General features: G+C 35.6%; 23 protein-coding genes and 1 pseudogene. 12 read left to right on the top strand and 12 right to left on the bottom strand.

What is annotated here, in order from left to right:
• Window positions 1-30: 30 nt before the first annotated feature.
• The 3 genes from ACU1LP_RS04115 to ACU1LP_RS04105 are packed head-to-tail and all read left to right on the top strand — an operon-like array spanning window position 31 to window position 2,780.
• Window positions 31-2,160: a M28 family peptidase gene (locus ACU1LP_RS04115; protein WP_445735641.1), complete on the top strand. Its 2,130-nt coding sequence runs from the start codon at window positions 31-33 to the stop codon at window positions 2,158-2,160.
• 48 nt (window positions 2,161-2,208) lie between these two features.
• A complete protein-coding gene (locus tag ACU1LP_RS04110) occupies window positions 2,209-2,382 on the top strand; it encodes a hypothetical protein (RefSeq protein WP_445735640.1) in 174 nt (57 codons plus the stop codon).
• Between the two features lie 8 nt (window positions 2,383-2,390).
• Window positions 2,391-2,780 (top strand): Fic/DOC family N-terminal domain-containing protein, encoded by a 390-nt coding sequence (locus tag ACU1LP_RS04105; RefSeq protein WP_445735639.1) that lies wholly within the window; start codon window positions 2,391-2,393, stop codon window positions 2,778-2,780.
• 361 nt (window positions 2,781-3,141) lie between these two features.
• On the opposite strand, the gene ACU1LP_RS04100 is transcribed toward ACU1LP_RS04105, so the two are convergent.
• A complete protein-coding gene (locus tag ACU1LP_RS04100; protein WP_445735638.1) occupies window positions 3,142-3,429 on the bottom strand; it encodes a hypothetical protein in 288 nt (95 codons plus the stop codon).
• On the bottom strand, window positions 3,426-6,452 hold the full coding sequence (locus ACU1LP_RS04095; RefSeq protein ID WP_445735637.1) for a T9SS type A sorting domain-containing protein: 3,027 nt from the start codon (window positions 6,450-6,452) through the stop codon (window positions 3,426-3,428). Before ACU1LP_RS04095 ends, ACU1LP_RS04100 begins: the two co-directional genes overlap by 4 nt.
• A 292-nt stretch (window positions 6,453-6,744) precedes the next feature.
• On the opposite strand from ACU1LP_RS04095, the gene ACU1LP_RS04090 reads away from it, so the two are divergent.
• A complete protein-coding gene (locus ACU1LP_RS04090) occupies window positions 6,745-6,942 on the top strand; it encodes a hypothetical protein (RefSeq protein WP_445735636.1) in 198 nt (65 codons plus the stop codon).
• Between the two features lie 31 nt (window positions 6,943-6,973).
• Here ACU1LP_RS04090 and ACU1LP_RS04085 read toward each other — a convergent pair whose 3' ends face one another.
• From ACU1LP_RS04085 to ACU1LP_RS04055, 7 genes are all read right to left on the bottom strand, one after another.
• Window positions 6,974-7,915, bottom strand: a complete 942-nt coding sequence (locus ACU1LP_RS04085) for a hydrogen peroxide-inducible genes activator (protein ID WP_445735635.1) — start codon at window positions 7,913-7,915, stop codon at window positions 6,974-6,976.
• Between the two features lie 225 nt (window positions 7,916-8,140).
• The gene (locus ACU1LP_RS04080; protein WP_445735634.1) at window positions 8,141-9,472 is read right to left on the bottom strand and encodes a DUF58 domain-containing protein; all 1,332 of its coding nucleotides are present in this window, start codon (window positions 9,470-9,472) and stop codon (window positions 8,141-8,143) included.
• A 593-nt stretch (window positions 9,473-10,065) separates the two neighbouring features.
• Window positions 10,066-11,064 (bottom strand): AAA family ATPase, encoded by a 999-nt coding sequence (locus ACU1LP_RS04075; protein ID WP_445735633.1) that lies wholly within the window; start codon window positions 11,062-11,064, stop codon window positions 10,066-10,068.
• On the bottom strand, window positions 11,064-12,284 hold the full coding sequence (locus ACU1LP_RS04070; RefSeq protein WP_445735632.1) for a DUF4350 domain-containing protein: 1,221 nt from the start codon (window positions 12,282-12,284) through the stop codon (window positions 11,064-11,066). The genes ACU1LP_RS04075 and ACU1LP_RS04070 overlap by 1 nt, the downstream gene beginning before the upstream one ends.
• Window positions 12,277-12,999, bottom strand: a complete 723-nt coding sequence (locus ACU1LP_RS04065) for a DUF4129 domain-containing protein (protein WP_445730938.1) — start codon at window positions 12,997-12,999, stop codon at window positions 12,277-12,279. The genes ACU1LP_RS04070 and ACU1LP_RS04065 overlap by 8 nt, the downstream gene beginning before the upstream one ends.
• Window positions 12,992-13,912, bottom strand: a complete 921-nt coding sequence (locus ACU1LP_RS04060; protein ID WP_445735631.1) for a hypothetical protein — start codon at window positions 13,910-13,912, stop codon at window positions 12,992-12,994. The genes ACU1LP_RS04065 and ACU1LP_RS04060 overlap by 8 nt, the downstream gene beginning before the upstream one ends.
• The gene (locus tag ACU1LP_RS04055) at window positions 13,909-14,889 is read right to left on the bottom strand and encodes a stage II sporulation protein M (protein WP_445735630.1); all 981 of its coding nucleotides are present in this window, start codon (window positions 14,887-14,889) and stop codon (window positions 13,909-13,911) included. The genes ACU1LP_RS04060 and ACU1LP_RS04055 overlap by 4 nt, the downstream gene beginning before the upstream one ends.
• Before the next feature lie 35 nt (window positions 14,890-14,924).
• Between ACU1LP_RS04055 and ACU1LP_RS04050 the strand changes: the two genes are divergently transcribed.
• Together ACU1LP_RS04050 and ACU1LP_RS04045 are read left to right on the top strand one after the other, a co-directional pair.
• On the top strand, window positions 14,925-15,650 hold the full coding sequence (locus tag ACU1LP_RS04050; protein WP_445735629.1) for an RDD family protein: 726 nt from the start codon (window positions 14,925-14,927) through the stop codon (window positions 15,648-15,650).
• A gap of 478 nt (window positions 15,651-16,128) precedes the next feature.
• Window positions 16,129-16,722: a trimeric intracellular cation channel family protein gene (locus ACU1LP_RS04045; protein ID WP_445730966.1), complete on the top strand. Its 594-nt coding sequence runs from the start codon at window positions 16,129-16,131 to the stop codon at window positions 16,720-16,722.
• Between the two features lie 221 nt (window positions 16,723-16,943).
• Here the strand turns inward: ACU1LP_RS04045 and ACU1LP_RS04040 are convergent.
• The 3 genes and pseudogenes from ACU1LP_RS04040 to ACU1LP_RS04030 all read right to left on the bottom strand — a co-directional run.
• A pseudogene (locus ACU1LP_RS04040) lies at window positions 16,944-17,114 on the bottom strand (Fic family protein); the annotation flags it as partial.
• Between the two features lie 102 nt (window positions 17,115-17,216).
• Window positions 17,217-17,867 (bottom strand): Fic family protein, encoded by a 651-nt coding sequence (locus ACU1LP_RS04035; RefSeq protein WP_445735667.1) that lies wholly within the window; start codon window positions 17,865-17,867, stop codon window positions 17,217-17,219.
• 99 nt (window positions 17,868-17,966) lie between these two features.
• Window positions 17,967-18,233: a Fic/DOC family N-terminal domain-containing protein gene (locus ACU1LP_RS04030; protein WP_445735666.1), complete on the bottom strand. Its 267-nt coding sequence runs from the start codon at window positions 18,231-18,233 to the stop codon at window positions 17,967-17,969.
• 337 nt (window positions 18,234-18,570) lie between these two features.
• On the opposite strand from ACU1LP_RS04030, the gene ACU1LP_RS04025 reads away from it, so the two are divergent.
• From ACU1LP_RS04025 to ACU1LP_RS04000, 6 genes are all read left to right on the top strand, one after another.
• A complete protein-coding gene (locus ACU1LP_RS04025; RefSeq protein ID WP_445733782.1) occupies window positions 18,571-19,161 on the top strand; it encodes an MCP four helix bundle domain-containing protein in 591 nt (196 codons plus the stop codon).
• On the top strand, window positions 19,154-20,245 hold the full coding sequence (locus tag ACU1LP_RS04020; RefSeq protein ID WP_445730944.1) for a sensor histidine kinase: 1,092 nt from the start codon (window positions 19,154-19,156) through the stop codon (window positions 20,243-20,245). Before ACU1LP_RS04025 ends, ACU1LP_RS04020 begins: the two co-directional genes overlap by 8 nt.
• An 8-nt stretch (window positions 20,246-20,253) precedes the next feature.
• Entirely contained in the window at window positions 20,254-21,582 is a 1,329-nt protein-coding gene (locus tag ACU1LP_RS04015; protein WP_445733783.1) for a sigma-54-dependent transcriptional regulator, read from the top strand.
• A gap of 856 nt (window positions 21,583-22,438) precedes the next feature.
• Window positions 22,439-22,801, top strand: coding sequence for a hypothetical protein (locus tag ACU1LP_RS04010; RefSeq protein ID WP_445733784.1), 363 nt, complete (start codon window positions 22,439-22,441; stop codon window positions 22,799-22,801).
• A gap of 76 nt (window positions 22,802-22,877) precedes the next feature.
• Window positions 22,878-24,179 carry a Glu/Leu/Phe/Val family dehydrogenase gene (locus ACU1LP_RS04005; protein WP_445730947.1) on the top strand — a complete coding sequence of 434 codons (1,302 nt, stop codon included), beginning with the start codon at window positions 22,878-22,880 and terminating at the stop codon, window positions 24,177-24,179.
• 21 nt (window positions 24,180-24,200) lie between these two features.
• The gene (locus tag ACU1LP_RS04000) at window positions 24,201-24,620 is read left to right on the top strand and encodes a GreA/GreB family elongation factor (RefSeq protein ID WP_445730948.1); all 420 of its coding nucleotides are present in this window, start codon (window positions 24,201-24,203) and stop codon (window positions 24,618-24,620) included.
• Window position 24,621 lies beyond the last annotated feature (1 nt).

The raw sequence follows: 24,621 nt of genomic DNA, 5'->3' as shown, positions 1-24,621 counted from the left end.
GTCAGAATTTTTAAAAAATAAATAGACCAAATGAAATTCACGACATTCTACTTTATAGCATTGGTTTTTAGTTCTCAACTTGCTTTGGCACAAAAGAATGGAGGAAATACAAGTTTAGTCGATCATCTTATCGAATTTTCTAAAACCTCATCGGTAACAGGAAGAGAAGAACAGGCAGCTTCCTACATTCAATCTTTGTTTCAAAATGCTCCCATGGAGAAAGATAAATTAGGAAATCTAATCCTCACCATCGGCAGTGGTGAACCAAGACGATTGCTTACGGTTCCTTTGGATGAACCAGGTTATGTTGTGAGCGAAATTCAAGAAGATGGCTATCTAAAAATCTACCCGATAGGATCTGGACATAATGGCAATTTGTATCATCAGTTTTTACAAGGGCATGAAGTCAATATAAGTACTGAAAAGGGTTCTGCAGTTGGTGTCTCTACCGTACCCTCTGCACATTTTGAAGGGACAAGAACAACACCGGAATATGAAAAAGGGACTTTCCAATGGCAGGAAGCCCGACTAGACTTAGGGGAATCTTCAGCGTTAGGTGTCGGTCAAAAAGGAATTCAATTGTTAGATCCAGTAACCCTGAATAAAAAGCCTGTGATTATAGGGAATACTTTTATTGCCGTTAATTCCGCTAAGACCAAGTCTGCTGCAATTGCAATGGCGATGGTAGCACAGAGTTTAACTCAAAATAAAATTGAAGGAACAGTTGTTGTTGCTTGGACAGCGCTTGAATTAATTAATTCAAAGGGAATTGAAACGGTTATTAATAATTATGGTCCATTTGATGAAATCTATCGGTTTAACAGATTTCTAGATTCTGATCAGGTGAACAGTAATAAATTGGTAGTCAATAGTGCACTTTTGAAAAGAGATGCTAAAAACTTATTAGCGGTTAAACCAACCGCTTCATATAGAATGCCATCATCTACAGTAGAGTTTACAAATCAAGCGGTTTATGAATATGGATTACCTTCTTTATATCCGGAAACACCTGTTGAATTAGTTGCGATTTCTGATATAGAAAATTTGATTGACCATTGGTTAACTATTTTTGACATTGAGAAAAAACAAGGGGAGTTACCACTTGTAAATAGTACAGATAATCCACCTGTTTATACTAACTTCAAGAAAGAGCAGGCGTTAGTTTCTTCGCTCATTGATCAGTATGGTGTAAGTGGCGATGAAAATAAAGTGCGAGAACTTATTTTGAGCAAATTGCCACCATGGGCAAAACCCACTGTAGATTCAAAGGGGAATATTATTCTAACTTTCGGACAAGGAGATGAGCATGTAGTTTTTGTCGCCCACATGGATGAGACAGGGTATGTAGTGGATTCTATTAAAGACAATGGAACATTAATACTTCAGGAAAGAGGGAGGATGCTTCCATGGCCGTGGGAAGCTCAAGCATCCCTGATTCATGTTAACGGAAATCCAATTCACGGAGTATTTGAACCCAGAGCAGGTTATAAAACAACTTTAAAAAGGGCATCATCAGACCCACTCAGTGTATATGCTGGATTTTCTTCAGAAAGCGAAGCTACAGCAGCTGGAATAATAGTAGGATCGACGACTGTTACTATGCCTAAAAAGATGATCCGCCTAAGTGAAAACAGAGCGGCCGCCCGTGGGTTCGATGACCGAGTGGGATGTGCGGTATTACTTATGAGTTTGTCCGATTTAAATCCTGATCTCTTGAGCAAGAAAGTCACTTTTATTTGGTCTGTTGAAGAAGAAACAGGTTTGTTTGGTTCCACATTTGCTGCTAAAAATCTCAAAAGCGCAACAACAGTCTATCCTATAGACACCTACGTTTCATCAGATGATGCCTATCCAGACGAGACTTTTGCAAATTGTCCTTTGGGTAATGGTGCAGTAATTAGAGTGTTGGAAAGTGTAAATTTCATTAGCAGAGAAAACTTGAAAACGGTTCAAAGTCTTGCAGACAAAAATAAAATAAAGGTGCAATACGGAATGACTGTAGGTGGAACGGATGGTCAGGCATTTCTTGGTTATGGTATTCCTTCCATTCCATTGTCATGGCCGGGGAGGTATTCTCATTCCCCAATTGAAGTAATGGATTATCGAGACTTGAACAATCTTGTATCATTAATTAAAGCTTTATTAAAAGAAAGGAAATAGCGTATCACTATTGAATATAAAAAGCTGCCAACAAGCGAATAAGAGAAAATGACAATAGCTGATTTAGAAATAATGTGGGAAGAGTTTGCTGATATCCCAATAAACAATGATGATGAAATTGAACAAGATTTCTATTGTTGGGAAAAAGGAACTTACCGTTTTGGAATTTGGCATTGGGTTGACGAAAAATTACCAAACGGGATCGCTGAATATGCAATCTAATTTAGACTATGGCTATAAAATTAAATAAAGCATTTAATGATTTACCATTTCTACCACCAAAGCAATCTTTGGTAGAGACGATTGCTATTCTAAAACAAGAAAGTAAATCTGCAGTTGCTTTGGCAGAATTAAAGGGACTTACGAACACATTGCCCAATCCGAACATTCTCATCAATGCTGTTATTTTAAAAGAGGCACAAGCGAGTTCTGGAATTGAAAATGTGATTACAACTCAAGACAAACTTTATCAAGCTTTATACACCAAATCTGCCAAACCTGACGTAACAACTAAAGAGGTTTTACGATACAGGCAAGCCCTTCTGATGGGTGCACTCTTAATCAAAGAAAAGGGATTTCTTAATACAAACGGAATAATTTCCATTCAGAATGAACTGTAAGAAAACAATGCCAGACTTAGAAGGCTGCCCGAAACAGCATTGGTTAATGATTTGACCAATGAAGTAATTTATACTCCCCCTGATAATTTTGATACTATCAGTGACTTGATGAAAAATCTGGAAGCCTATCTGAATAAGGACGCAGACGATATTTCACCGTTAATTAAGTTAGCCATATCACTTTCCAGAAGTTTTAACCCAACTTTATATTAACGTGAATAAAGGATAGCCCTATTGAGCCGAAAATGTCCCTTTCCCAACCCTAAAGGGTGATACATTTTCTATATTTCAGGAATTTTTACACCTTTTAGGGAGGGGGAAAAGAAAAATTCAATCTTAATTTTCTTATCCGTTATTCACGTTATATTACGTTCCTAATCCAATTAAAAAATACATTTTGCGAATTGGTTAAGCGAGATGGATATACCATCATTGTTCTATTCCTAAATTCTTGGTTTAAATCTGCCACAACTCCAAGAAAATAAACTTTAAAGCATAAAAGCAAACTTTCTGGAGGTTGATGAATGGGGCTTTGATTTGTTGGAATTTCTCTTGTTGGTATTCTGCAAACCAAATTCGGATTTTGAATGAAAAATGAATTACCACCAGTGTAACCATTACCTGGTGTTAAAAATTTTAAACCAATCAATATTTTACAAACTTTATACTGGTAACATTATTAACGGTTTTCGAAATTACCTGAAGCACATAAATGCCATCGGATAATCGGGATAGGTCCATATTGGTGGATTTAGGCGATTTTACATGCACCACTTCCTGCCCCATAACATTAAAAATCTTTATGGTTTCAATGGTATTGAAAGGTTCGTTGGTATGCAGCTCCAAAATTTTGGCAATTGAATTGTACGAGGTATAAAATAGATTGCTTTCAAACAGGGTTGTGCCCAATGAAGTTTCTTTTTGGAATGTAATGGAAAATTGATCGGTTTTGGTTTCCTTATTTAAAAACAGTGCTACTTCCCCTTCTCTTAAATTATAGTATATGTTCTGAATATTGTCCTTTAAATAAATATCTAAATCATCAGGAACGTATTGCATTTTATCAATTGAAAATGTATATAACCCAGCCTCCGAAATCTTAATTCCTAATGGTAAATTATCTTGTATGTTTATTTCCGGTAACGCTTGAATCACTAATTTATCATTCCCTAACAACCAATACAAGTCATTTTTTAATTGGTCAAAAACTTTCGCATCGTACCCATTGTCATATTGATGGGTCGTGTTACTGTCGTAACCAAGTCCAATAAATTTGCTATAGCTTTTAAGTTTGGTAAAAGCAAACCATATTTTAGTTCTGGTATCTTCAACTGCGGCTTGTTTGTTTTTAGTGCTGGATTTGAAAAAAACGGTTTCATTTAAGGACTCCCTTGCAAATACACGTTGCGTATTTTTAAAAACAAGAGATCCAGAATTTTGAATGGTCACAAAAAACCCTTGCCCTACATTTATAAATTGAGTTGGTGCCGGTTTTGATGTACTCCCGTTACCACTTGTTAATCCAGAAGCATCGGCAGTGGCAGGTATACCCATTCCCATTAAGTTGTAGATGGCATGCCCACCTTCATAGTCTTTTAAATAATGACTATTGTTGGTTGCAAACTGTTCCCAAAAATATAAGGTGCCATCAATAACCGATAAATTATCATTAATAAATTGGTTGGCACTTAAGGCTGAAGGGTACGGATTTCCTGTTAAAAAATCGTTGCCAGCAGCTATAATTGGTGAAGTATAATCGCCATTATTGGGAGTGCCTTCAAAAATATATTCTTGCTCTTGGGGAGGAAGTATAAAAGCTCTAGAACCTTTCATGGTGTACCCCGTTCCGGGAGATAAGTTGGTTGTAGTTGTTATTTTGTTCCAAGAATTATAATTATTGGTTGGTCCGTTAAAATTATAAAGCCATCTGCTACTTAGGGTAATGGGCGAGGTTGCTGCATTGGCGTTGACGTTTGCTGTAAAGTTTACCGTGCCTGCACCATCTTTTAAATACCCAATTTGCCAAGAGCCACCTCTGTTAACGGGCGCACTCCAATAATTGTAATTGAATAAATTGGAAGTGCCTTGCTGCCTCATTTTTAAATTACCGCTCCCAGAATTAGCGGTAGAGCCCGTATGGGTTTGGATGAGTTGCGCTTCGCCAATTAAATCGATTGTGCCATTAATAACCAATTGATTTTTTACCGTTAATAATTTGCCGTCTGCTACATTTAAAGTGGCACCAGTTTCAACTTCAACCTCTTTAACATAAGTATTATCCGCTAAATTTGCTGGAGAACCTGGTTTTATAAGAAGTTTGAAGCAAGCATCTGTGGTATTGTTGGGAGCGTTTGAGGCACCCGAACCATTAAAAAAGCTTGTTCCGTTCCATACAATTTGGTTTATGTAGCGTAATGTGAAATAACGGTTATTGTGGAATATTACACCTGAAGCAGTGGCTGTTGTACCAACAATTGTTAAGTTGTAAACATCATCTGGTGAAGAAAAATCATAATCATTATCCACTACCAATTGCAATTGTGAACAAGTTTGTATTCCAGATAAATCAATTCCACTAATATCAAACGATACGGTTAGGGTCCCTAAGTTTCCTTGTCTATTAACACGCCATCTGGAATTTAGCTGCTCGGTATAATTAACAGTATTTGTTGAAAAATTATAAGTGGGGTTTTTGGTTTCTTCACCCCAAAATAAAAATTCATTATTGGCCAATGCAGTTGGAGCACTTATTCGAACAATGCCTGTGCCGCGAGAATCCGTGTGGTTAGTCCCATCATTTGCTTGACCAATACCAGCAACATGATGGTCGAAGTTTCCGTTGCCAGGGTCATCTTGTGTATAATAATCTTCTGAAGTTAGAGGTATATTATATTTAGCCGATAAATAATTGTTTACTATTATCCGTTGAGCACTATTGAGCGCATAATTGTAATGTATCAATTCGGTAATATCTGCACCAAGATAAGTGCCATAGTTATAATTTAATGCACCAATCACTAAGTTTGCGGCACTATTTATTAGAGAAGTTGAAGTTTCTGATGATTGAGCTATTAAAATTTGCCCTCTATATATTTTTGATCTTTGTGCAAAAGGTAAAGAACCATCATAATGCAATTGTAGAATATAATTAGAGTTATTGGAGAAAGCTGTTGGAGAACTCCCAAATCTATCGTTATTGGTGTTAATATCCACGGTAAGATAGTTGTTATTATAAAAAAACCAAGTATAGGCGTAGTCTACATTGGTATTGAAGTTTATTCTTTTGCCTAAAATACCACGGGGATTTCCATCCAGATTTCGAGGTCTGATCACTGAAAAAAAAGTAATACCCGCAGTGCCATCCAAAATAGCCGCATCGTTTATAACCATTTGGTCGTTTACACCGTCCAATCGAACGGTTGGCATATTATTTAAACTGCTTGTTGATGAATATATAGGCTGTTCACTGCCAATCGCTGTGGCGTGGTTGTTATTTCCAGAAACGTCAGACCACTTATTAATGGCTGCACCATTGGCGAGTGATAGGTTGTCGGCTCTTAACCATAATCCATTCGAACTGCTGTTTCCAACCCCACCCGGACCGGTTTGGGAATAACAAAAATTATAAAATAGAACAATAGCAAGAACTGCTAAATATTTGTGAGAGACCATAAGCGTGAGAGACTGAGGGTTTTAACAATTTACATTTTATATACTGATTACAAATATATTAACTTTTTTTATTTTAATGTGAAATACAGACCCTTAATCCTTGTTTTTAGCATATTACCTGATGTTAACCAAGATTTGATGCGCCACTTATCCTTATTTTTTTGTTAAATTTAATTAAAAAAGAAAATAGCATGCAATTTTTCACTAAATTTAATTGCTTAAAAATTAAAAATTTATAGCCTATAAAATAGATCTACTATTATTATTTATTAACCAAAACCCAATATTAGTCATGGCAAGAGCAATGCTTGAGTACACCAAAATTGTACTCAACAAAGTTAGTTTTGATGCTACGTTGTTTTGCAGAGAAGTACAAAAGGCAGTCCAACGTTTATTGCCACACGAGTTAGAAGAGCTTAAATCATTTATTCTTTCTCTTGTGCTGCAAAAACCAGAGTTAAATCAATGTTTAATTTATTTAAAACCATAAAAAAAGCGACCAAATTTTTGGTCGCTTTTTTTTATTTTGAAGGTAACGGACTAATAATCTTCACGTCTTGAAACGCAATGGCACCCCGAATTACTCCAGATATCACATCTTGCAAAGCTTCAATAATTTGCATTTTCAATTCACTTTTGTGGTAAATAAGGCTTACCTCTCTAGCTGGTGAAGGCTCATTAAAGTTATGAAGATTTTCTTTTTCTTTCTCATTAACGTCCAACGTGTGCAAATAAGGTATAAGCGTCATGCCTAAACCTTCGTTCGATAATTTTATCAAGGTTTCAATGCTACCACTTTCTATTTGAAATTTGTCATCCGGATTGTTTTTAAAGGCTTTGCACAAGTTGATAACGCCATCACGAAAACAATGGCCTTCTTCAAGAAGTAGCATATCATTAATGTCCAAATCAGAAACATCAATTTTTTTGTTAGAGTAAAGCCTGTGGTTTTTAGGCACATAACTTACAAAGGGCTCAAAGTAAAGCACCCGTTCTTTTATATTTTCATCTTTTAAAGGCGTAGCGGCAATGGCAGCATCTAAATGACCGTCTTTAATTCGGGTAATGATTTCATCGGTAGTTAATTCTTCTATTTTAAGTTTGACTTTTGGATGTTTTTTAATGAAATTCTTTAAGAACATGGGTAATAGCGTGGGCATAATGGTGGGGATGATGCCCAGTTTAAATTCGCCACCAATAAAACCTTTTTGCTGGTCCACAATATCTTGGATTCGGTAAGATTCATTGACAATATTTCTGGCCTGATTTACTATTTTTCCGCCTACATCGGTCAATTCAATGGGTTTTTTACTTCTATCAAAAATCAGAATATCAAGTTCGTCCTCCAATTTTTGTATTTGCATACTTAAAGTAGGCTGTGTAACAAAGCATTTTTCGGCTGCTTTGGTAAAGTTTTGGTTTTCAGCAACTGCCAATACGTAAGATAATTGTGTGATGGTCATAGTCCTATTATAAGCTGTAAAAATATTAAAACTATCAATAAAATTTATAGTAATGGCTGTTAATTATAAATTAAAATTGTAGGTTCAAAGTTCAATGTTCAATTCAGAACTTGAAACTTGACAACGTTGAACATTTTATATTAACGATTAACGACTAACGATTTTTGATTTTTGAACTTGGAATTTAACTTGGAACTCGAAACCCGGAACTTGGAACTTGGAACCCTAGAGCAGCCCCCTTGCCTTAATCTCTAAGTATTTGTTAATAGTATTAATTGTTAAATGTTCAGGAGCAGTCAAGATGCTTTGGATACCATGTTTTTGAAGCTCGTTCACGATCATTTTTTTTTCGTAAATAAACTTTTCGGCAATGGTTTTTTCGAAGATTTCAAAGGTGTTTGTAGCACTTTTTTGGGTCAGTTTTTGCAACTCGGTGTTTTCAAAGAAAATAACGACCAACAAATGATTTTTAGAAATGGCCTTTAAATAAGGCAATTGTCTGTACAAGGCATCCAAAGTTTCAAAATTGGTGTACAATAGCAATAAGCTTCGCTGGTTCAGATGTCGTTTTACGTCTATATACAATCTTGAAAAGTCCGATTCCACAAAATCGGTATTCAAATTGTACAATGTTTCTAAAATGGTGTTCATTTGTGAAGGTCTGCGTTCTGCCACCACACGGTTTTCCACCTTTCTGGAGAATGAAAATATCCCTGCTTTATCCTGCTTTTTCAAAGCCACATTGCTAATAACCAACGATGCGTTTATGGCATAATCCAACAAACTCAAACCTTCAAAAGGCATTTTCATGACGCGACCTTTATCGATCACGCTGTAAACGGGTTGCGAGCGTTCATCTTGATATTGGTTTACCATCAATCGGTTGCTTTTGGCGGTGGCTTTCCAGTTGATGTTTCGCAAATCGTCACCTTGCACATAGTCTTTTATTTGCTCAAACTCCATGGTATGGCCAATACGCCGAATCTTTTTTAATCCGTATTCAAAAATCCTGTTTGAAAAGGCCAAAAGCATGTATTTTTTCAACTGTAAAAACGACGGATAATTGGGCACCATCGCATCGTTTCCAAATTGAAAACGTCTGGAAATTAAATCAATGGGACTGGAAGCATACAGGTTTAAGTTTCCAAAATAATATTCGCCGCGTTCCAAAGGGCGCAAGGTGTAGGTTATTTTTTTATGTTCTTGTTTGGTTAATTTACTGTCTATTTCAAAGTTGCGCTTTTGGTATTGAAATGGCAGCTCATCTATAAGTTTGATGTTGCTCGCAAAATTGTAATTATTTTGCAAGGTAATTTCAATAGGATTATCATCGCCATTACTCAGCTTTTCGGGTAAGTTTCGAGATGCTGAAATGCCTTTTTGTTTGAACAGCAAGATAAAATCGACTACCAATAAACCCACAAAAACAAAAAACAGCATTTGGGCAATGACCAATAAGCCTGAAAAAATATAGGCTAGAATAAATAGTAGCACAAGAAAACCGACACTTATAAAAAAGCGCACATTCAAATACATATTTTTAAAAAGGCGTTTCATGTGTATATATTATTTGTTTTTAAAGGTCACATGGTTCTTCCATATTGTCATTACCTTGGGTATCCGAGAGTTCGTTATGGAAGTTTCATGTGTTGAGTTTATTTTTTGCCACAGCTTGTCCCGTTTTTTCGGGAAATTCACGAATGGTTATGTTGTTTTTCATAGATATCGATACAAATCATATATTGTCCCTACGGGACATTTCTTTATTTTCTAATTGTCTTTCTACCAAGATTTTGCCCCTCTGGGGCTTTATGAGGCTGTCTCATAACTCATGAAATAGTCTCTTTTTCTATTTTTTGTTCGGACTCCTCTCGGAGTCAATTCTCAAGGACTTGTTTTAGTTATGAAACTCCCTCTTTATGCCTTTAGGCATATAATATTGGTAACAATACAACCTCTTGATTATCCAGTCCCTTAGGGACTGCATATATCAAAAGGATTGTAAAAACATGTAATTTATTTTTTATTCATTTTTTTGGATTTACCCCGAGGCTTGCCTCGTTTTTCTTTTTTTTTTTGGAATTTAGTTTTTGTCTTTTTGGAATTTTAATAACTCATACCCTTGGGTCGAGGTAGTTTTTTATTCATCATTACCTAGGAATCTCCATAGTTTCCAGAATTTGATCGATCACTTTTTCAACCGTAAAACCTTCCATTTCACGCTCTGGCGTTAAAACCAAACGGTGTTTTAAAACGGCTTTGGTACAGCGTTTAATATCATCGGGTGTTACAAAATCCCGTCCATGAATGGCAGCGTTGGATTTGGCTGTATTCAGTATCGCAATAGACGCCCTTGGCGACGCGCCCAAATACAAATTGGCATTGGTACGCGTGTTGTTCACAATGGAAGCGATGTAAGTTATCAAATGGTTTTCAACGACTATCTGTTTTATAAGATTTTGATAATGAGCAATTTGTTGAGCGTTTAAAACGGGTACAACGGCATCAAAATCCATGACATCCAGTCGTTGGTGGTTTTCCATTAAAATCTGGATTTCATCATCCAAATTGGGATAATCCACATCAATTTTAAACAGAAAACGGTCCAATTGTGCTTCGGGCAAGCGGTAGGTGCCTTCTTGTTCAATCGGGTTTTGGGTAGCAAAGACTAAAAAAGGCGGTTCCATGATATATTTGGTACCATCCATGGTAATCTGTCGTTCTGCCATCACCTCAAAAAGTGCTGCTTGTGTTTTTGCTGGAGCCCGGTTTATTTCATCAATTAAAATAACATTTGAAAAAATAGGCCCTTTTTTATATTCAAACTCATTGGTTTTCACATTAAAAATGGAGGTTCCCAAAATATCACTGGGCATTAAATCGGGGGTGAACTGGATTCTACTAAAATCTACTGCCAATGTTTTTGCCAATAGTTTTGCGGTAATGGTTTTGGCAACCCCGGGAACGCCTTCAATTAAGGTATGCCCGTTTGAAAGTATGGAAATGATAAGCAGTTCGATCATGTCGTTTTGCCCAACTATTATTTTTCCGATTTCCTTTTTAATGGCTTCCACATGGTCTTGAAGCGGTTTTAAATCGATTCTATTTTCAAAATTTATATCTTGGTTTTCAGGAGTTTGTTCTTCCATTATAAGCTGTTTTTTGTGAATGATTCTATGAGTTTGTTAAGTTGGATCAAATCGTTTTCCGTGTGGTTCGATTTCGATTTTAAATACACCATATAGTCTATTAAGGCTTTGGTGTCTTGTTTTTTATTGGATGATTTAATGGCTAACTTGGAAATGAAATTTTCGTTCAGTTCATTCGTATCTAAGTAGTATTTAAACCGTATTTGTTCTAAAAAATACTGAATTTTATTGGTGATGATGTTGCTGAAATCGCCATGTTGGTAATATAGATCGCCAATGGTTTTGGTAAAATCCAAGGTGGCATTATTTAAAGGCTCAACCACGGGAATGATGCGTTGGGTGCGCTTTCCTCTAAAAATAACAAAAAGAATGAGTGCCAGTAAAGTGATGTAGAACGCCCATTTCAAGGCTTCGTTTTGAAGTACAAAACGCAATGGACTCGTAATTATTTTGCGTCCGCTTTTATAATAATTATCCCAAACAATGCGGTGTTTTGGCAAAAAAGACAACACCGTTGCAGCATAAGCTTCGTTACCGTTCAATAGATGGTAATTAGTAAATGCAAACGGGTTGGTGTGCATATAAAATGCGCCGTTATTTGTTCCAAAAGATACTTTTATGTAATTAATATTGGTATCTGGAATGGTATCGTTAACCAATTTTTTGGTTTTATCCACTTTCGTCGTGCCCAAGGCAACGGCATTTAATGTATCTAAACTGGTAAAAAAACTATTTTCTATAACGTCTTTAAACTGGCGTTCGTTATTTTTTAAATGTGGGCTGATAAAACCGTTTAAAGATGCCTTTTTGAATAATTGACTGTTATTGGTACCTGTTTCTATGTTCAAAGTATCGCTTAAAACGCCGTAAAAATAGTTGCTGCTTATAAAAACCGAGTTCCCTTGTTCAACATATTTAAGGAGCACTTCCGAATCTTGTTTATCAAACGAAACCACATTATTTATAAAAACAGATACGGTTTTTTCATCACTTTTAAAATCCTTTAAAGCTTCAAAAGCGGTCTTGTTTGAAATGGTTATGGGTGTTTTTGAAAAATCTTTTAATTCATTGAAAAGCACATAACAGCCTAACGGGATTTTATCGGTAGCCGTATAGGAATCGCGCCAATTCAATGCTTTTGGCTTGGTTATTTCTGCAGCCATCATCAACAAGATAATCGCTCCAATGGCATACAGTGCTATTTTAGAGGTTTTATCCATGCTGCAGGGTGTTTAGTTTTTCAAAAGCGGATTTGTTTTTTGTGTAAATACCTTCATCTATAGGGAATTCGCCATACCAAACATAATCGTATATATAGGAAATGCGCTTAAAAACCGATTTCGTGTTTTCGTCTTTAATCTCGTTTATATAATCACTATTGGTTTTATCGTAATGCCATTCAATAATATTTTTATTGGTCAGCATTTTTAAGGATTTTAGGTACAGATACCGTGTTGCCAAACGGTAGTTGTTGTCTTTTAAAGCGGCTTCAATTAACTGGTCAAAATTAACATCCTTGATATTTTCCTCAACATATTTAAAATCGTTAATATCTTGTGTTTCTGTTTTAAAGACCGAATTTATGGGCGATTCCATTAAAAATTTAATAATCAAGTAAAGCGTTGCAACCCCCATAAAACCATACACCATATATTCCAAGGTTTGGTAATTGATAAAATCGATATCGAAACCAAAAATATCGCCTAGCCAACCAAAAAATTTCTGCAAGATACGTTGCAATAAATTGATGCCCCCCGTATCGTTTAAGGAATAATTAAAGTCGTCGCCTTTATAGCGTTCCTTAATGGCATCCTTAAAGTAAGTGACCTTAATATGGGACGAATCTTTTTTAATGCTATCTTGTGAAAAACAATAGGCATTGCTAAGAAAGAAGCCAAAAGAAACCAACGCATTATGGTATGCTATTTTATTCATCAATACCAATTTGCTCGATTTTGTTTCTTAAAAATATATTATGTTTTTCTTCAAATATATTGAAATACAGAACCCCGTAAGCCACTTGCGTTAACGCTTGACTATAAATAAAAGCCAGTAAAAATAGGGCGAACCCTAATGTGAAAACCATATTGGCGAATACGCTTGTTACTAAATCGACATTACTTTCCAAGGAAAAATAAACGTAAATGCCGATTATAAATCCAGGAATGGAAATAATCAGCATGGTAATCATTAAATTTAAGATACCAATTACCAAGCCAAAAAGAATCACCTTTAAAAAGCTGGAAAAGGTAAACGACCAACCTTCCGCAAGGGCATCACTTAATCCTTTATTTCCTGAAAAAATGGACATAAAGGACAACCCAAAAAAGGCGGTCAACAAAAAACTAAGGCCGTATTGAATCAGCATTCCTATAAGTGGAATGAATGCGAAAATGATCGAAACTATAAAATATCCAATATAAATACCTATTCCCAAAAGAATGAACAATATGATAGTGCCCATATTCCTTTTAATGTTCTGCCATACATTTTTAGATGCTACATGGCCACCATTATCAACATATTCTGCCATGTAGGAACTGGAAAAACTATAGTTAATAAGCGCGGTAATAAATAAGATAAGCACGAAAACAATGGCACCGGCAATTAGATAAATGGTATGGTCGCCATCGTTGTTCATTCCAAACCTAAAGTCCCTACTTGCCAACCCCATAAATCCGGTAACCAACAGATAAGATCCTACTATTAAAAGGATGATGCTCACCGCATTGTAGCGCAAGTACAAACTGGTGTAATGTTTAAAGTTTTGTTTAAGAAACAGAAAATAGGTGTTTATGGTTTCGCCAAAATCGTTTCTGTTGCGCAGTTCTATATAGGTTTTGTTCACTTATTGATTTTTTTAATTTCAGATTGGTAAGCGTTATGAAGTTTGATGGGGTAAATAATATAGTAAAATACGATTAAAAATAACGAACCCCCAATAATGCCATACGATAAAACTTTAGGCATCTGTTCACCGTATCGGGTAATAAAGCCTTCAATAAAACCAGCGATTATAAAAAACGGCATGGTACTTACCACAATTTTCAGTCCGTCTTTAGCACCTTTGGTAAATGCCACGCGTCGGGAATAGGTTTTTGGGAACAGAAAACTGTTTCCCATTACCAAACCGGCACAACCAGCAATTACAATTACCGAAATTTCAATAGTGCCGTGCAACCAAATGGTCGATGTTTTTTCCAAAATGCCATAGTTGTAAAAAAATGCAATAAAAGCACCCAACATAATACCGTTACTAAAAAGAATGTAAATAGTGCCCACACTAAAAAGCGCGCCAAATGCAAAGGCAATAATGCCCACCCGAATGTTGTTTATGGTAATGCCCAAAAACGACCCAATGTTACTACCGCTTTTATAAACCGCCATGGGTTCGCCTTTTTCTATGTTTTCAATGGTCATGTTTACATAGCCATCACCTAAAATCAAGCGGACAAACGAATCGTCGTTCAACGTTGAAATCGCTCCAATAGATACGGCAGACATAAAAAATAAAAACGTGTACAACAATGTTTTTTGATAGCTTCTGAAAAACAGCGGAAACTCATATTTCCAAAACGATACTATTTTGCTTTTCGATTCTCTTTTGGTGATGTAAATTTTTTGATGCGCCTCCAATGCTAACGAGTTTAGGTACAACAACGTTTTACTTTCTGGGTAGTAGGTTTGCGCATACGCCAGGTCGTTGGTAAGATGGATGTAGTAAGAAGCTAAGTCGTCCGGATTTATTTTTGCATTATTGTGTAACGCACTTTCAAAACCCATCCATTTTTCCTTATTTTGCTTGACGAAAGATGCTTCGCGCATAAAACTATTTTAATAAAGAACGAATATACATTTCAATGAGCAATTTAGCAATTAACACAGCACAAAATGTTAATGTGGATTACAAACTAATTGGTTTGGGCGAACGGTTTGTCGCGTTTTTAATCGATGTCCTTATTTTAATTACCTACATAACCATCATGGAAAACTTGGTGGCCCTTTCGGAAATTTTTGATACCGATGATTGGACCCGGCGTGGGTTTTTAGGCTTGCTTATGTTGCCAGCACTTTTTTATTCGTTGTTATGCCACATCCTTTTTAGCGGACAAACCATTGGGAAAATGATATTGAAGATAAAAGTGGTTCGTGTGGATGGCGCACCCACCCAATGGTATAACCTGTTGGTTAGATGGATGTTGCGCATCATTGATATTTGGTTGTTTTTTGCATCCATAGGGGTTTTAAGTATTTTATTATCCGATAAAAAACAACGGGTGGGCGATGCCGCAGCAGGTACCGTGGTTATTAGCGTAAAGAAGAAACATAAAATTACCAGTACTATTTTGGAAGATATAGAAACAGACTATCAACCCGTTTTTAATAACGTGACCCTACTTACCGATAAAGATGTGCGCATTATTAAGGAAGCCTTTACCATTTCAAAAAAGAACAACGATTATAAAATCCTGACCTTATTAAGAAATAAAGTAACCACGGTGTTAAATATAGAATCGAATTTGTATGATGTCGATTTTCTAAACACTATTTTAAAGGATTATAATTATTATACGCAAAGTATGTGAGTTTAAAAAGTTCAAAGTTTCAAGTTCAGGGTTCAAGGTTTCAAGTTAGAGTTTAGAAGTTGAAATAGATTTTTGATTTTACCAACACCAAACACCCAAACAATATGTTTTTTCAAATAATGCAAATCAAGGGTTAAAATATTGTAACTATTTAGCCGACTGAAAAATTGGAGTGCGCGCTTGACTTAGGGGCGTTAGCCCTATAGTCTTTGTAGCTAAATGTGCCATGAAGATGAATTAGGGGCGTTCGCCCTGACATCTTTTTGACAAAACATATTGTGTACGTGTTTACCGTGTTTATTAGATTTGAGGACTATATCTTTTTTGCTCGTTATCGTTTTATTTTACAAAGATAACAGGGCTACGCCCCTTTTTATTTCATTAACGTTTGTATCTACGACGATTTCAGGGCTAACGCCCCTAATATTGTTTTCTAAATCCTAATGGGTATAATCTTTTCAACTCTTGATTCGCATAAATAATAGAAATACTCGGAACCTTTGCCTTTGCCATTTCGGGGGTATTGGTAGCACTGGAAAAAAGAATGGATGTATTTGGCGTACTCATTATTGCCTTTGTAACCTCGGTTGGTGGCGGAACATTGCGAGACATACTTATAGGAAAAACACCTGTAACGTGGATGGAAAATATGATTTATGTTTACACCATTATAGCAGCCACCGTTTTTGCTATAATTTTTAGAAAACGACTTAATTATTTAAGGGTGTCTCTGTTTTTATTTGATACTATTGGTATTGGTTTGTATACGGTTGTGGGCATTGAAAAAGGCTTGTATATTGGGTTGCATCCCATTATTTATGTTGCCCTAGGCACTATAACCGCCTGTTTTGGCGGTGTTATTAGAGATATACTTTGTAATGAAATACCCATTATTTTTAGAAAAGAAGTGTATGCAACAGCCAGTATTTTGGGAGGATTCACTTATTTTTTATTAAGAAAATTACCCATAGATAATAATATTGTGTTCGTAATTTCTGGTTCGGTAGTAATAATTGTACGCTTAATTGCTGTAAAGTTTAAAATTAGCTTACCAAGTTTGTATAAGGATTGAAAAAAGTTCAAAAATAAAAAGTTCAAAGTTTAAAGTTCAGGGTTGACTACTTTGAATATTTTATACTTTTAAATTTTGTCATGTCAAAAAAAACTAAAAAAATGAACAGTATGAAAGTCTATGTCGATTCAATCGACATGATTTAAAAGTATGTCAAAATTGTCACAAAAAATCGACATAGATAGTTGTAGTGTCGATCGAATCGACATATCATTTTGTTGCTATCGAGACAAAATCTCAATCAATTTTTGATTTATGTAATATATTTCATTACCAATTTTTACAGAAGAAAGTATTTTGTTGGACTCTAATTTTTTTAAATATTCGCTCGCCGTTTGTCTTTTGGCTATATTATTATCTTCTAAAACTTTTGTTTTTAAATAAGGATGACTAAATAGGGTTTCCTCAGAAAGTCAATTTGTAACAAAAAACTATTTTTCAGATTTTTCAATATGCCCATATACGCATTTTAAGCCATTTTAATGATACTTTTATCAAATACAGTGTTTCCCGGATTGCGGAAATTTTATTTTATTCCCAAAAAAACTGTTACGAAATACTGAAAATTTGCATAAAGAGGCAAATAACCTTGCATTAAAAAGCATCTGAAATCGTTTAAAACCCACTGTAAATAGGCTATTCAGAGAGTCTGAGGAGACCCTAAATAGTAAATCTACTAACTCCTTAGAATAAGAAGATTTTAGCACTTCTTTAGCATTAATCTCTGTATTAATCTTTAACTCTAAAATGTCTTTAATTTTTTGTAAAGTCATTTCGGCGGTTGTTGCTACACCATTTACCACAAATAAAACCCATTCTTCCCAATTATTTTCTTCGGTAATTGATTTAATCAAACGATAATAGTCTGGTTTTTTTTGAATTATGTAATGACTTAAATACAAAACTGGCAGCCCTAATAGTTCTTGTTGGATAAGATATAGTATATTTAATATTCTTCCTGTTCTACCATTGCCATCACTAAATGGGTGAATGGCTTCAAACTGATAATGTATAAGAGCCATTTTTATTAATGGATCTAAATCTGAAAAAGCAGAATCGTTTATAAAAATTTCAAGTTTTGATAATTTATCTCTGATAACTTTTTTACCTTCTGGTGGTGTGTAAACTACTTTATTATTGTTTATTATTGGTAGGATTGGCTAATTTTGTACCTGTATTTTTTCTAATGTTTTCTGAAGAACCCCGCAAACGCTGCATTAAACCCACTAGCAAATTAGTTGTAATTAAATTATTTTTTTTAACTGATCAATGCCCCAATAAATTGCTTCTCTATATTGTAAAACTTCTTTGGCTGCCTGGTTTTTTATAGCATCGCCCATTAACGCTGCTTTGTACAACTCATCTTGAGTGGTTACAATGTTTTCAATGGCACTAGACACTTTACTTTCTTGCAACACAATGGTGCTTAACAGCATTTGTGGATTGGGCAAGGTTTGGCAATAACCTTTTAATTCTGCCAATAATTTATTTGCTCGTATAGTGGCTTGCAAAACGTGGCTCTTCTGAACTCCCAATGGCTATGTGGATTATCTTGTTTTCGGTTAAAAACATCAGTCAAGACGGGTTCTTGGAATGATATAAATTAATCTTTATGATCAGGTGTTATGTTGGGTAATATTTCCTCGATTGGGTAATTATTCTTCAGAAGTATTTTATAATGTAAATTTAATCATTTGAAAATCAATAGTGTATTTTTACAAGTTCGGTGGGGTATAAAATTTGATTGCGAACTGATTTAAACTTTTTACATTTAAGCGAAAAAGTTTAAATCAGTTCTACATTAATTTAACATATTACCTTATTTTTAGGGTATTAAAGCAAATAAACATGTTTAAAAAAATATCTACTTCAAACCGAATTAATATTGGTTTCGCACTTCTGGTCGTTTTTTTATTGGTATTGGCTACAAATCGTATTGATAAAAGACATTTTGAAACTGTACAACATTCACTTTCTACGGTGTACAAGGATCGAGTTGTTGCACAGGATTATATTTATAGAATGAACACTATTCTCCATAAAAAAGAAATACAGCTTCTTTATAGTAATTCAACCAATGGCCGTAATGCAATGAATAAGGAATTTCAAACGCTTATGGACGTGTTCAGTACAACTAAGCTCACCCTAAAGGAATCGAAGGTGTTTGAAAGTTTAAAGGAAAATTTTAAAAAACTTAAAATCAAAGAGCAAACTTCAGCAAATAAAGAGGTTATTAACTATCTTGAATCTTTGCGAACCGATTTAAATAATTTAGAATTGATACAGGTCTCAGAAAGTAAACAAATGACCGATATCGCTCAAAAATCACTTAACAATAATAAACTCATCTCTCAGTTAGAAATTGGATTTTTGATTCTGGTAGGGGTGTTGTTTCAATTTATTATTTTTTATAGGGTAAAGAAGTCAAAAAATGAATAGTACCGAAGCAGCACTAAAAGAACGCATCAAAGAGCTAACCTGTCTTTATGAGGTGTCATCCATTATTGGCAATGCCAATGTGGATTTGATTGAAGATATGCTAAAAGCAGTGGTTGTTAGTTTGAAAAAAGCGTTCCAATATCCCGAAAGCACCTATATATCTTTCATAATGGATACCATTTCCATCTCTACTGACAGTCAAATTGGTAACGCATTGGAAATTAAATCCGATATTAAGATTTTCAATAAAACCAAAGGCGAATTGATTGCAGGATTGAGCGGTGCCGATTCTAAACAGATCAATTTTTTAAAAGAGGAACAACTGCTGCTGGATAATGTAGCCTTAAAGGTAGGGAGTTTATTAGAGCGTATAGAGATACAGGAAAGCGAGGCCTCTTTAAAAAGACAAATGGAGCATGCAGACCGTTTGGGTATTTTAGGTGAAATAACAGCAGGCATTGCCCACGAGCTCAATACCCCTTTAGCAAATATTTTGGGCTTTGCCGAATTGCTTAAATGTGATTTAAAATTAAATGGGAAAGCGACCCCAGATTTAGATAAAATCATTGAAAATGCTATTTTTTCTAGGGAAGTGGTTAAAAAATTGATGTTTTTTGCCTGTGAAATGCCACAGGAAAAAAAATCCATCAATATTGTTCCACATATAAAAAATGCTTTAAAATTACTGGATGCCACGTTTAGAAAAGAACATATTAAACATTTGGTATTGATTGAAGAAAAAGAATTGTGGTTACGGGCGGACCCCATCCAATTGACCCAGATTATTTTTAATTTGTTGATGAATGCCATCTATTTCTCGCCAAAAGAAGGATTGGTCATTATTGAAGCCTACCAAACGGAAAAGAACATCGTCCTTAAAATTTCTGATGAAGGAAAAGGATTTGCTAAAGATGATTTAGAGAAAGTGTTTCAGCCGTTTTTCACCACAAAGCCAACAGGAGATGGTTCGGGTTTGGGCTTAAGCGTTGTTCATGGCATCGTCGCATCGCACAAAGGCACCATTACAGCAGAAAATAACTTGGAAAAAGGTGCTATATTTACCATAACACTTCCAAAAGATTAATAATAGCCATGCAGTTACGAAAAGAAAATATACTTATTGTTGATGATGATGTCAATATCCTCGAGCTTTTGCAGCGCCATTTGCAATCATGGAGCTATCATGTTTTTAAAGCGATTTCAGTAAAGGAAGCCGTTACAATCCTACGGGATACACGGATGGATTTATTGATTACTGATTTAAAAATGCCGGAAGTTGACGGTTTCGAGCTCATAAAATTCGTGTCCGAACATTACCCAAAAATGCCCAAGTTGGTGGTAACGGGCTATCCGTCCGTTCAAGGTTCTTTAGCGGCTATTAAATCCGGCGTGGTCGATTATTTGACCAAGCCCTTTACAAAGGATGAGCTGAAATCTGCATTGGAAAAGTCTTTGGTTGCTTCCGAAGAAACTATAACTAAATCCAAAAATTCTTCTGTAGAAAAAAATAAGGCCTATGGCGAAATCATTGGGAAGTCTGAAAAAATTAACGATATCATTCAAATTATCGAGCGTGTAAAGGATAATAAAGCCACCATTTTTATTAAAGGAGAAAGTGGCACGGGTAAAGAGTTGGTGGCTCGTGCCATACATTATCAAGGTAAGTTTTCAAGAGCGCCATTTATTGCGGTTAATTGTGGAGGCATCCCAGAAAATCTTCTAGAGGCAGAGTTGTTCGGGTATTTAAAAGGTGCTTTTACCGGTGCCGAAACCAATAGGGAAGGTTTTTTCCAGGCTGCGAATGGAGGCACTATTTTTTTGGATGAAATAGGTAATGCCTCACTTGCGGTTCAATCGCGGTTGTTGCGGGTGCTTCAAGAAAAAGAAGTGGTTAAGGTCGGTTCAAATAAAGCTGAAAAGATTGATGTACGTATTATAGCTGCTACCAACAGTGATTTGCACGACATGATTAAAAAACATAGCTTTAGGGAAGATTTGTTTTACCGATTGACTGTAGTTGAAATTGAAATTGCGCCCTTGCGGGAACGAAGGGATGATATTCAATTATTGGTTGATAAATTCCTTTTTAAATATGGCGTTGAGTACAAAGATCGTTTTGTAACGATTACACCGGAAGCGTTGGCTGTTCTAGAGCGGTACGATTGGCCGGGAAACATCAGGGAACTGGAAAATAGCATTCAACGTGCCGTTATTATGTGCGACAAGATTATAGATGTTGCCCATTTGCCTGGGCATTTAAAACATACGTTAAACTTTTCTTCGGAAGCATTGGTGCCACTAAAGGTTATGGAAAAACAATACATTGGAAAAGTATTGCGAGCCACAGGAAACAATAAAACAAAAGCAGCAGAAATTCTTCAAATAGACCGAAAAACCATTCGGCAAAAACTTTTGGATTAAACATTTTTAACTGATACATCTTTACCCAACAGGGAAATTTTGTACCAGTCCGTTTAAAAAAAACATTAATTATACGCTACCGCAAACCCTTTGTTTATAAGGGTTTGCTGGTTTTATGGGCAATTTTTAAATCCTTCTGGCATAGGGATTGCTTTTTGGTATGTGTATAACATTAATAAGTTTTTACTATGAATCACTTTAATATCTGTCCGGGTTGTATGCATCGCAACACATGTGTATTGACAACACAAAAAGATAAAGTTTGGTCTTGTAGCGAGTTTGACGAAGAAATCACAAGCAAATACAATTTAGAGACAGTGCAATAACTAGAACACAGCGAAAAAGGACACTGAGATTATTTTAATTATTTAATACCAAAGATCATGATTTTTAATGCACTGATAGTGGCAATAATGGCTCGACATTCCATAGGCAAAAAGCTTAAGGACAGAACAGCCAGACATAAATACATGATTGAGAAATATCACGAAAGATCTATTGTCAACCGGTATTTTAGATAGCAGCCTTAAATACGCACACAAATAACAAAACAACAGATTTAAAGAAACCAGTCTCTTGCAGCACTGGTATAATTATAAAATAAAAAAGAACATTATGAATTTTAAAACACTTTCAAGCACATTCACAACTAGAAGGATAAGCGATGGCAAATTAATATTTGAAACCATTAGGACAAGTCCTTACAAATTTTCAAACAATGGCAGATATCATAAACGATTGGTATAACAATTTAAAAATAGATTATGTTTGATACCCATAGTAACGGATTTCAAAAAAGAAAACGAAAGCTGATTTTTTCGTTTAAGAACTGGTTTAATCTTAACAACAATTAATTATGAAAAAGTATGTATTAGCTGGCTTTATGGCCATAGGGATTTTAAGCATGAATGCCCAAGAATCAATAAACAGATCAATGACCGTACAAAAAGGAGATGTTATAGAAATTGGACATCCTTCAACCAGTACATATAAGCACATTAAGTTCCCACGGGCAAATTTTATAATCAAAAGAGGGGGCATAGCCAATTATAAATCTGTTCAGGGCGATGAAGTCATTGTAACCGATGTAAAAACCACCAAAAACGGGATTACAAAAGTTGATGTAAAGCACAAGGACGGCAAAAGGTTTTTTAACACGGTAAGCACGGTGACCATCAATTTTGAAGATGCTTTGGCAACTAACGAAATTAGGTTATAACAAATATTAAACCCCAATCATAAAAATCATTTATAAAATATGATTGGGGTTATAATACCACTAAAAATTAAAAGTAATGATTAAAACAGAAAAAGTAAATAACAACATCCAAAAACAGCCCTTAAAAGGTATGATGGATAATGTGATGGAGCAGTTTAACAGTGCCGCAGATCAGATTGGTTTGCATCCAAACATTAGAAAAATATTAAGCATTACAAACAATGAAATAATTGTAAATTTTCCAGTAAAAATGGATAATGGCGCCGTTGAAATATTTACGGGATACAGGGTACAGCATAACAACGCCTTAGGCCCATATAAAGGTGGTTTGCGCTACCATACAACAGTTGATATTGATGCAGCAAGAGCTTTGGCGATGTGGATGACCTGGAAAACATCATTGGCAGGACTGCCCTATGGCGGTGGAAAGGGAGGCATTAAATTAGACCCTTCAAAATATTCACAAGGGGAGTTAGAGCGCATAACAAGACGTTTTACCTTCGCTTTAGCAGATAATATTGGACCAGAACACGATATTCCGGCGCCAGATGTCAACACCAATAGCCAAACCATGGCGTGGATGGCAGATACCTATATGAGTACGCGCCCACCAGCAGAACGAACAGCAAACCAACATGTGGTTACCGGAAAGCCTGCGGGTAGCGGTGGGCTAGAAGGGCGTGATAGAGCCACAGGATACGGGGTTTATTTATCGATCAAATTTTGGTCGGAAAAGAACAATAAAAATTTAGAAGGAAAGAGATTCATCGTTCAAGGTTTTGGGAATGTGGGCTATTGGGCTGCCCATTTTTTAGAAAAAGATGGCGCCATATTAGTTGCCGTACAAGATGCTTACGGCAGTATTCAAAATCAAAAGGGAATAAAAGTGGACGATTTGTTCAAATATAGTCAGATTAACGATGGCAGTATCGCGGATTTTCCAAATGCAAAGTTTGTGGATGGGAATACATTCTTCGCTTTAGATTGTGATATCTGTATTCCTGCTGCATTGGGCAATCAAATTACCAAACAAAATGCCCTAGAAATAAAGGCAAGTCTCATTGCTGAAGGTGCCAATGGACCTACAAATGTTGAAGGAGAGAAGGTGCTGCTGGAAAGAGGCATCACCATTATACCCGATATTTTATGCAATTCTGGTGGGGTTATCGGGAGTTATTTTGAATGGCTGCAAAACCGCAATGGAGAGATTTGGCAATTAGATGAAGTTATGGCGAAGCTTCATAAAAAATTAAAAGAATCTTTTGATAAAGTATATGATTATTCAAGGGAAGAAGCTCTTGATTTGCGTACTGCTGCCTATTGCATTGCCATTGAACGCATAGAAAAAGCCTATGTTCAAAGAGGAATATTTCCTTAAAAATAATTTAAAACATGTAAGATGAAATACGGGAGTTTAATATTAGAAAAAAAGGAGTATGTATATCTCAAACGCATACTCAATATATCTGGCTATGCCGGAGACCACGAAACCCAAAAGTCTTTGATGAAATTGTCCGAAGAGTTAAAAACGGCAATTATAGTGGATGCCAAAGAAATGCCGCAAGATATTATAAGATTTAACAGCAAGGTTACTGTGGTTTTTGATAACCATTTAGAAAAAACGGTGCAGGTAGTCATTCCGATGGATAAGGATATGAACAAGAATAAAATTTCCATTCTCACACCCATGGGGTCTGCACTCATAGGCTATTCAAAAGACGATACCATAGAATGGGAATTTCCCAAAGGTAAACAGCACATTAAAATTGTAGAAGTTACCCAAGAGGAAACTTTTAGTGGTATGGATACGGTAATATAAA

Source organism: Mariniflexile sp., assembly GCF_052728615.1.
This window is presented reverse-complemented; position numbering and strand designations above follow the sequence as displayed.

What these genes read in the sequence shown, in the direction of transcription:
- ACU1LP_RS04115 (WP_445735641.1), top strand. Translation starts at nt 31, where the DNA reads ATGAAATTCACGACATTCTACTTTATAGCATTGGTTTTTAGTTCTCAA.
- ACU1LP_RS04110 (WP_445735640.1), top strand. Translation starts at nt 2,209, where the DNA reads ATGACAATAGCTGATTTAGAAATAATGTGGGAAGAGTTTGCTGATATC.
- ACU1LP_RS04105 (WP_445735639.1), top strand. Translation starts at nt 2,391, where the DNA reads ATGGCTATAAAATTAAATAAAGCATTTAATGATTTACCATTTCTACCA.
- ACU1LP_RS04095 (WP_445735637.1), bottom strand. Translation starts at nt 6,452, where the DNA reads ATGGTCTCTCACAAATATTTAGCAGTTCTTGCTATTGTTCTATTTTAT.
- ACU1LP_RS04090 (WP_445735636.1), top strand. Translation starts at nt 6,745, where the DNA reads ATGGCAAGAGCAATGCTTGAGTACACCAAAATTGTACTCAACAAAGTT.
- ACU1LP_RS04085 (WP_445735635.1), bottom strand. Translation starts at nt 7,915, where the DNA reads ATGACCATCACACAATTATCTTACGTATTGGCAGTTGCTGAAAACCAA.
- ACU1LP_RS04080 (WP_445735634.1), bottom strand. Translation starts at nt 9,472, where the DNA reads ATGAAACGCCTTTTTAAAAATATGTATTTGAATGTGCGCTTTTTTATA.
- ACU1LP_RS04075 (WP_445735633.1), bottom strand. Translation starts at nt 11,064, where the DNA reads ATGGAAGAACAAACTCCTGAAAACCAAGATATAAATTTTGAAAATAGA.
- ACU1LP_RS04070 (WP_445735632.1), bottom strand. Translation starts at nt 12,284, where the DNA reads ATGGATAAAACCTCTAAAATAGCACTGTATGCCATTGGAGCGATTATC.
- ACU1LP_RS04065 (WP_445730938.1), bottom strand. Translation starts at nt 12,999, where the DNA reads ATGAATAAAATAGCATACCATAATGCGTTGGTTTCTTTTGGCTTCTTT.
- ACU1LP_RS04055 (WP_445735630.1), bottom strand. Translation starts at nt 14,889, where the DNA reads ATGCGCGAAGCATCTTTCGTCAAGCAAAATAAGGAAAAATGGATGGGT.
- ACU1LP_RS04050 (WP_445735629.1), top strand. Translation starts at nt 14,925, where the DNA reads ATGAGCAATTTAGCAATTAACACAGCACAAAATGTTAATGTGGATTAC.
- ACU1LP_RS04025 (WP_445733782.1), top strand. Translation starts at nt 18,571, where the DNA reads ATGTTTAAAAAAATATCTACTTCAAACCGAATTAATATTGGTTTCGCA.
- ACU1LP_RS04020 (WP_445730944.1), top strand. Translation starts at nt 19,154, where the DNA reads ATGAATAGTACCGAAGCAGCACTAAAAGAACGCATCAAAGAGCTAACC.
- ACU1LP_RS04015 (WP_445733783.1), top strand. Translation starts at nt 20,254, where the DNA reads ATGCAGTTACGAAAAGAAAATATACTTATTGTTGATGATGATGTCAAT.
- ACU1LP_RS04010 (WP_445733784.1), top strand. Translation starts at nt 22,439, where the DNA reads ATGAAAAAGTATGTATTAGCTGGCTTTATGGCCATAGGGATTTTAAGC.
- ACU1LP_RS04005 (WP_445730947.1), top strand. Translation starts at nt 22,878, where the DNA reads ATGATTAAAACAGAAAAAGTAAATAACAACATCCAAAAACAGCCCTTA.
- ACU1LP_RS04000 (WP_445730948.1), top strand. Translation starts at nt 24,201, where the DNA reads ATGAAATACGGGAGTTTAATATTAGAAAAAAAGGAGTATGTATATCTC.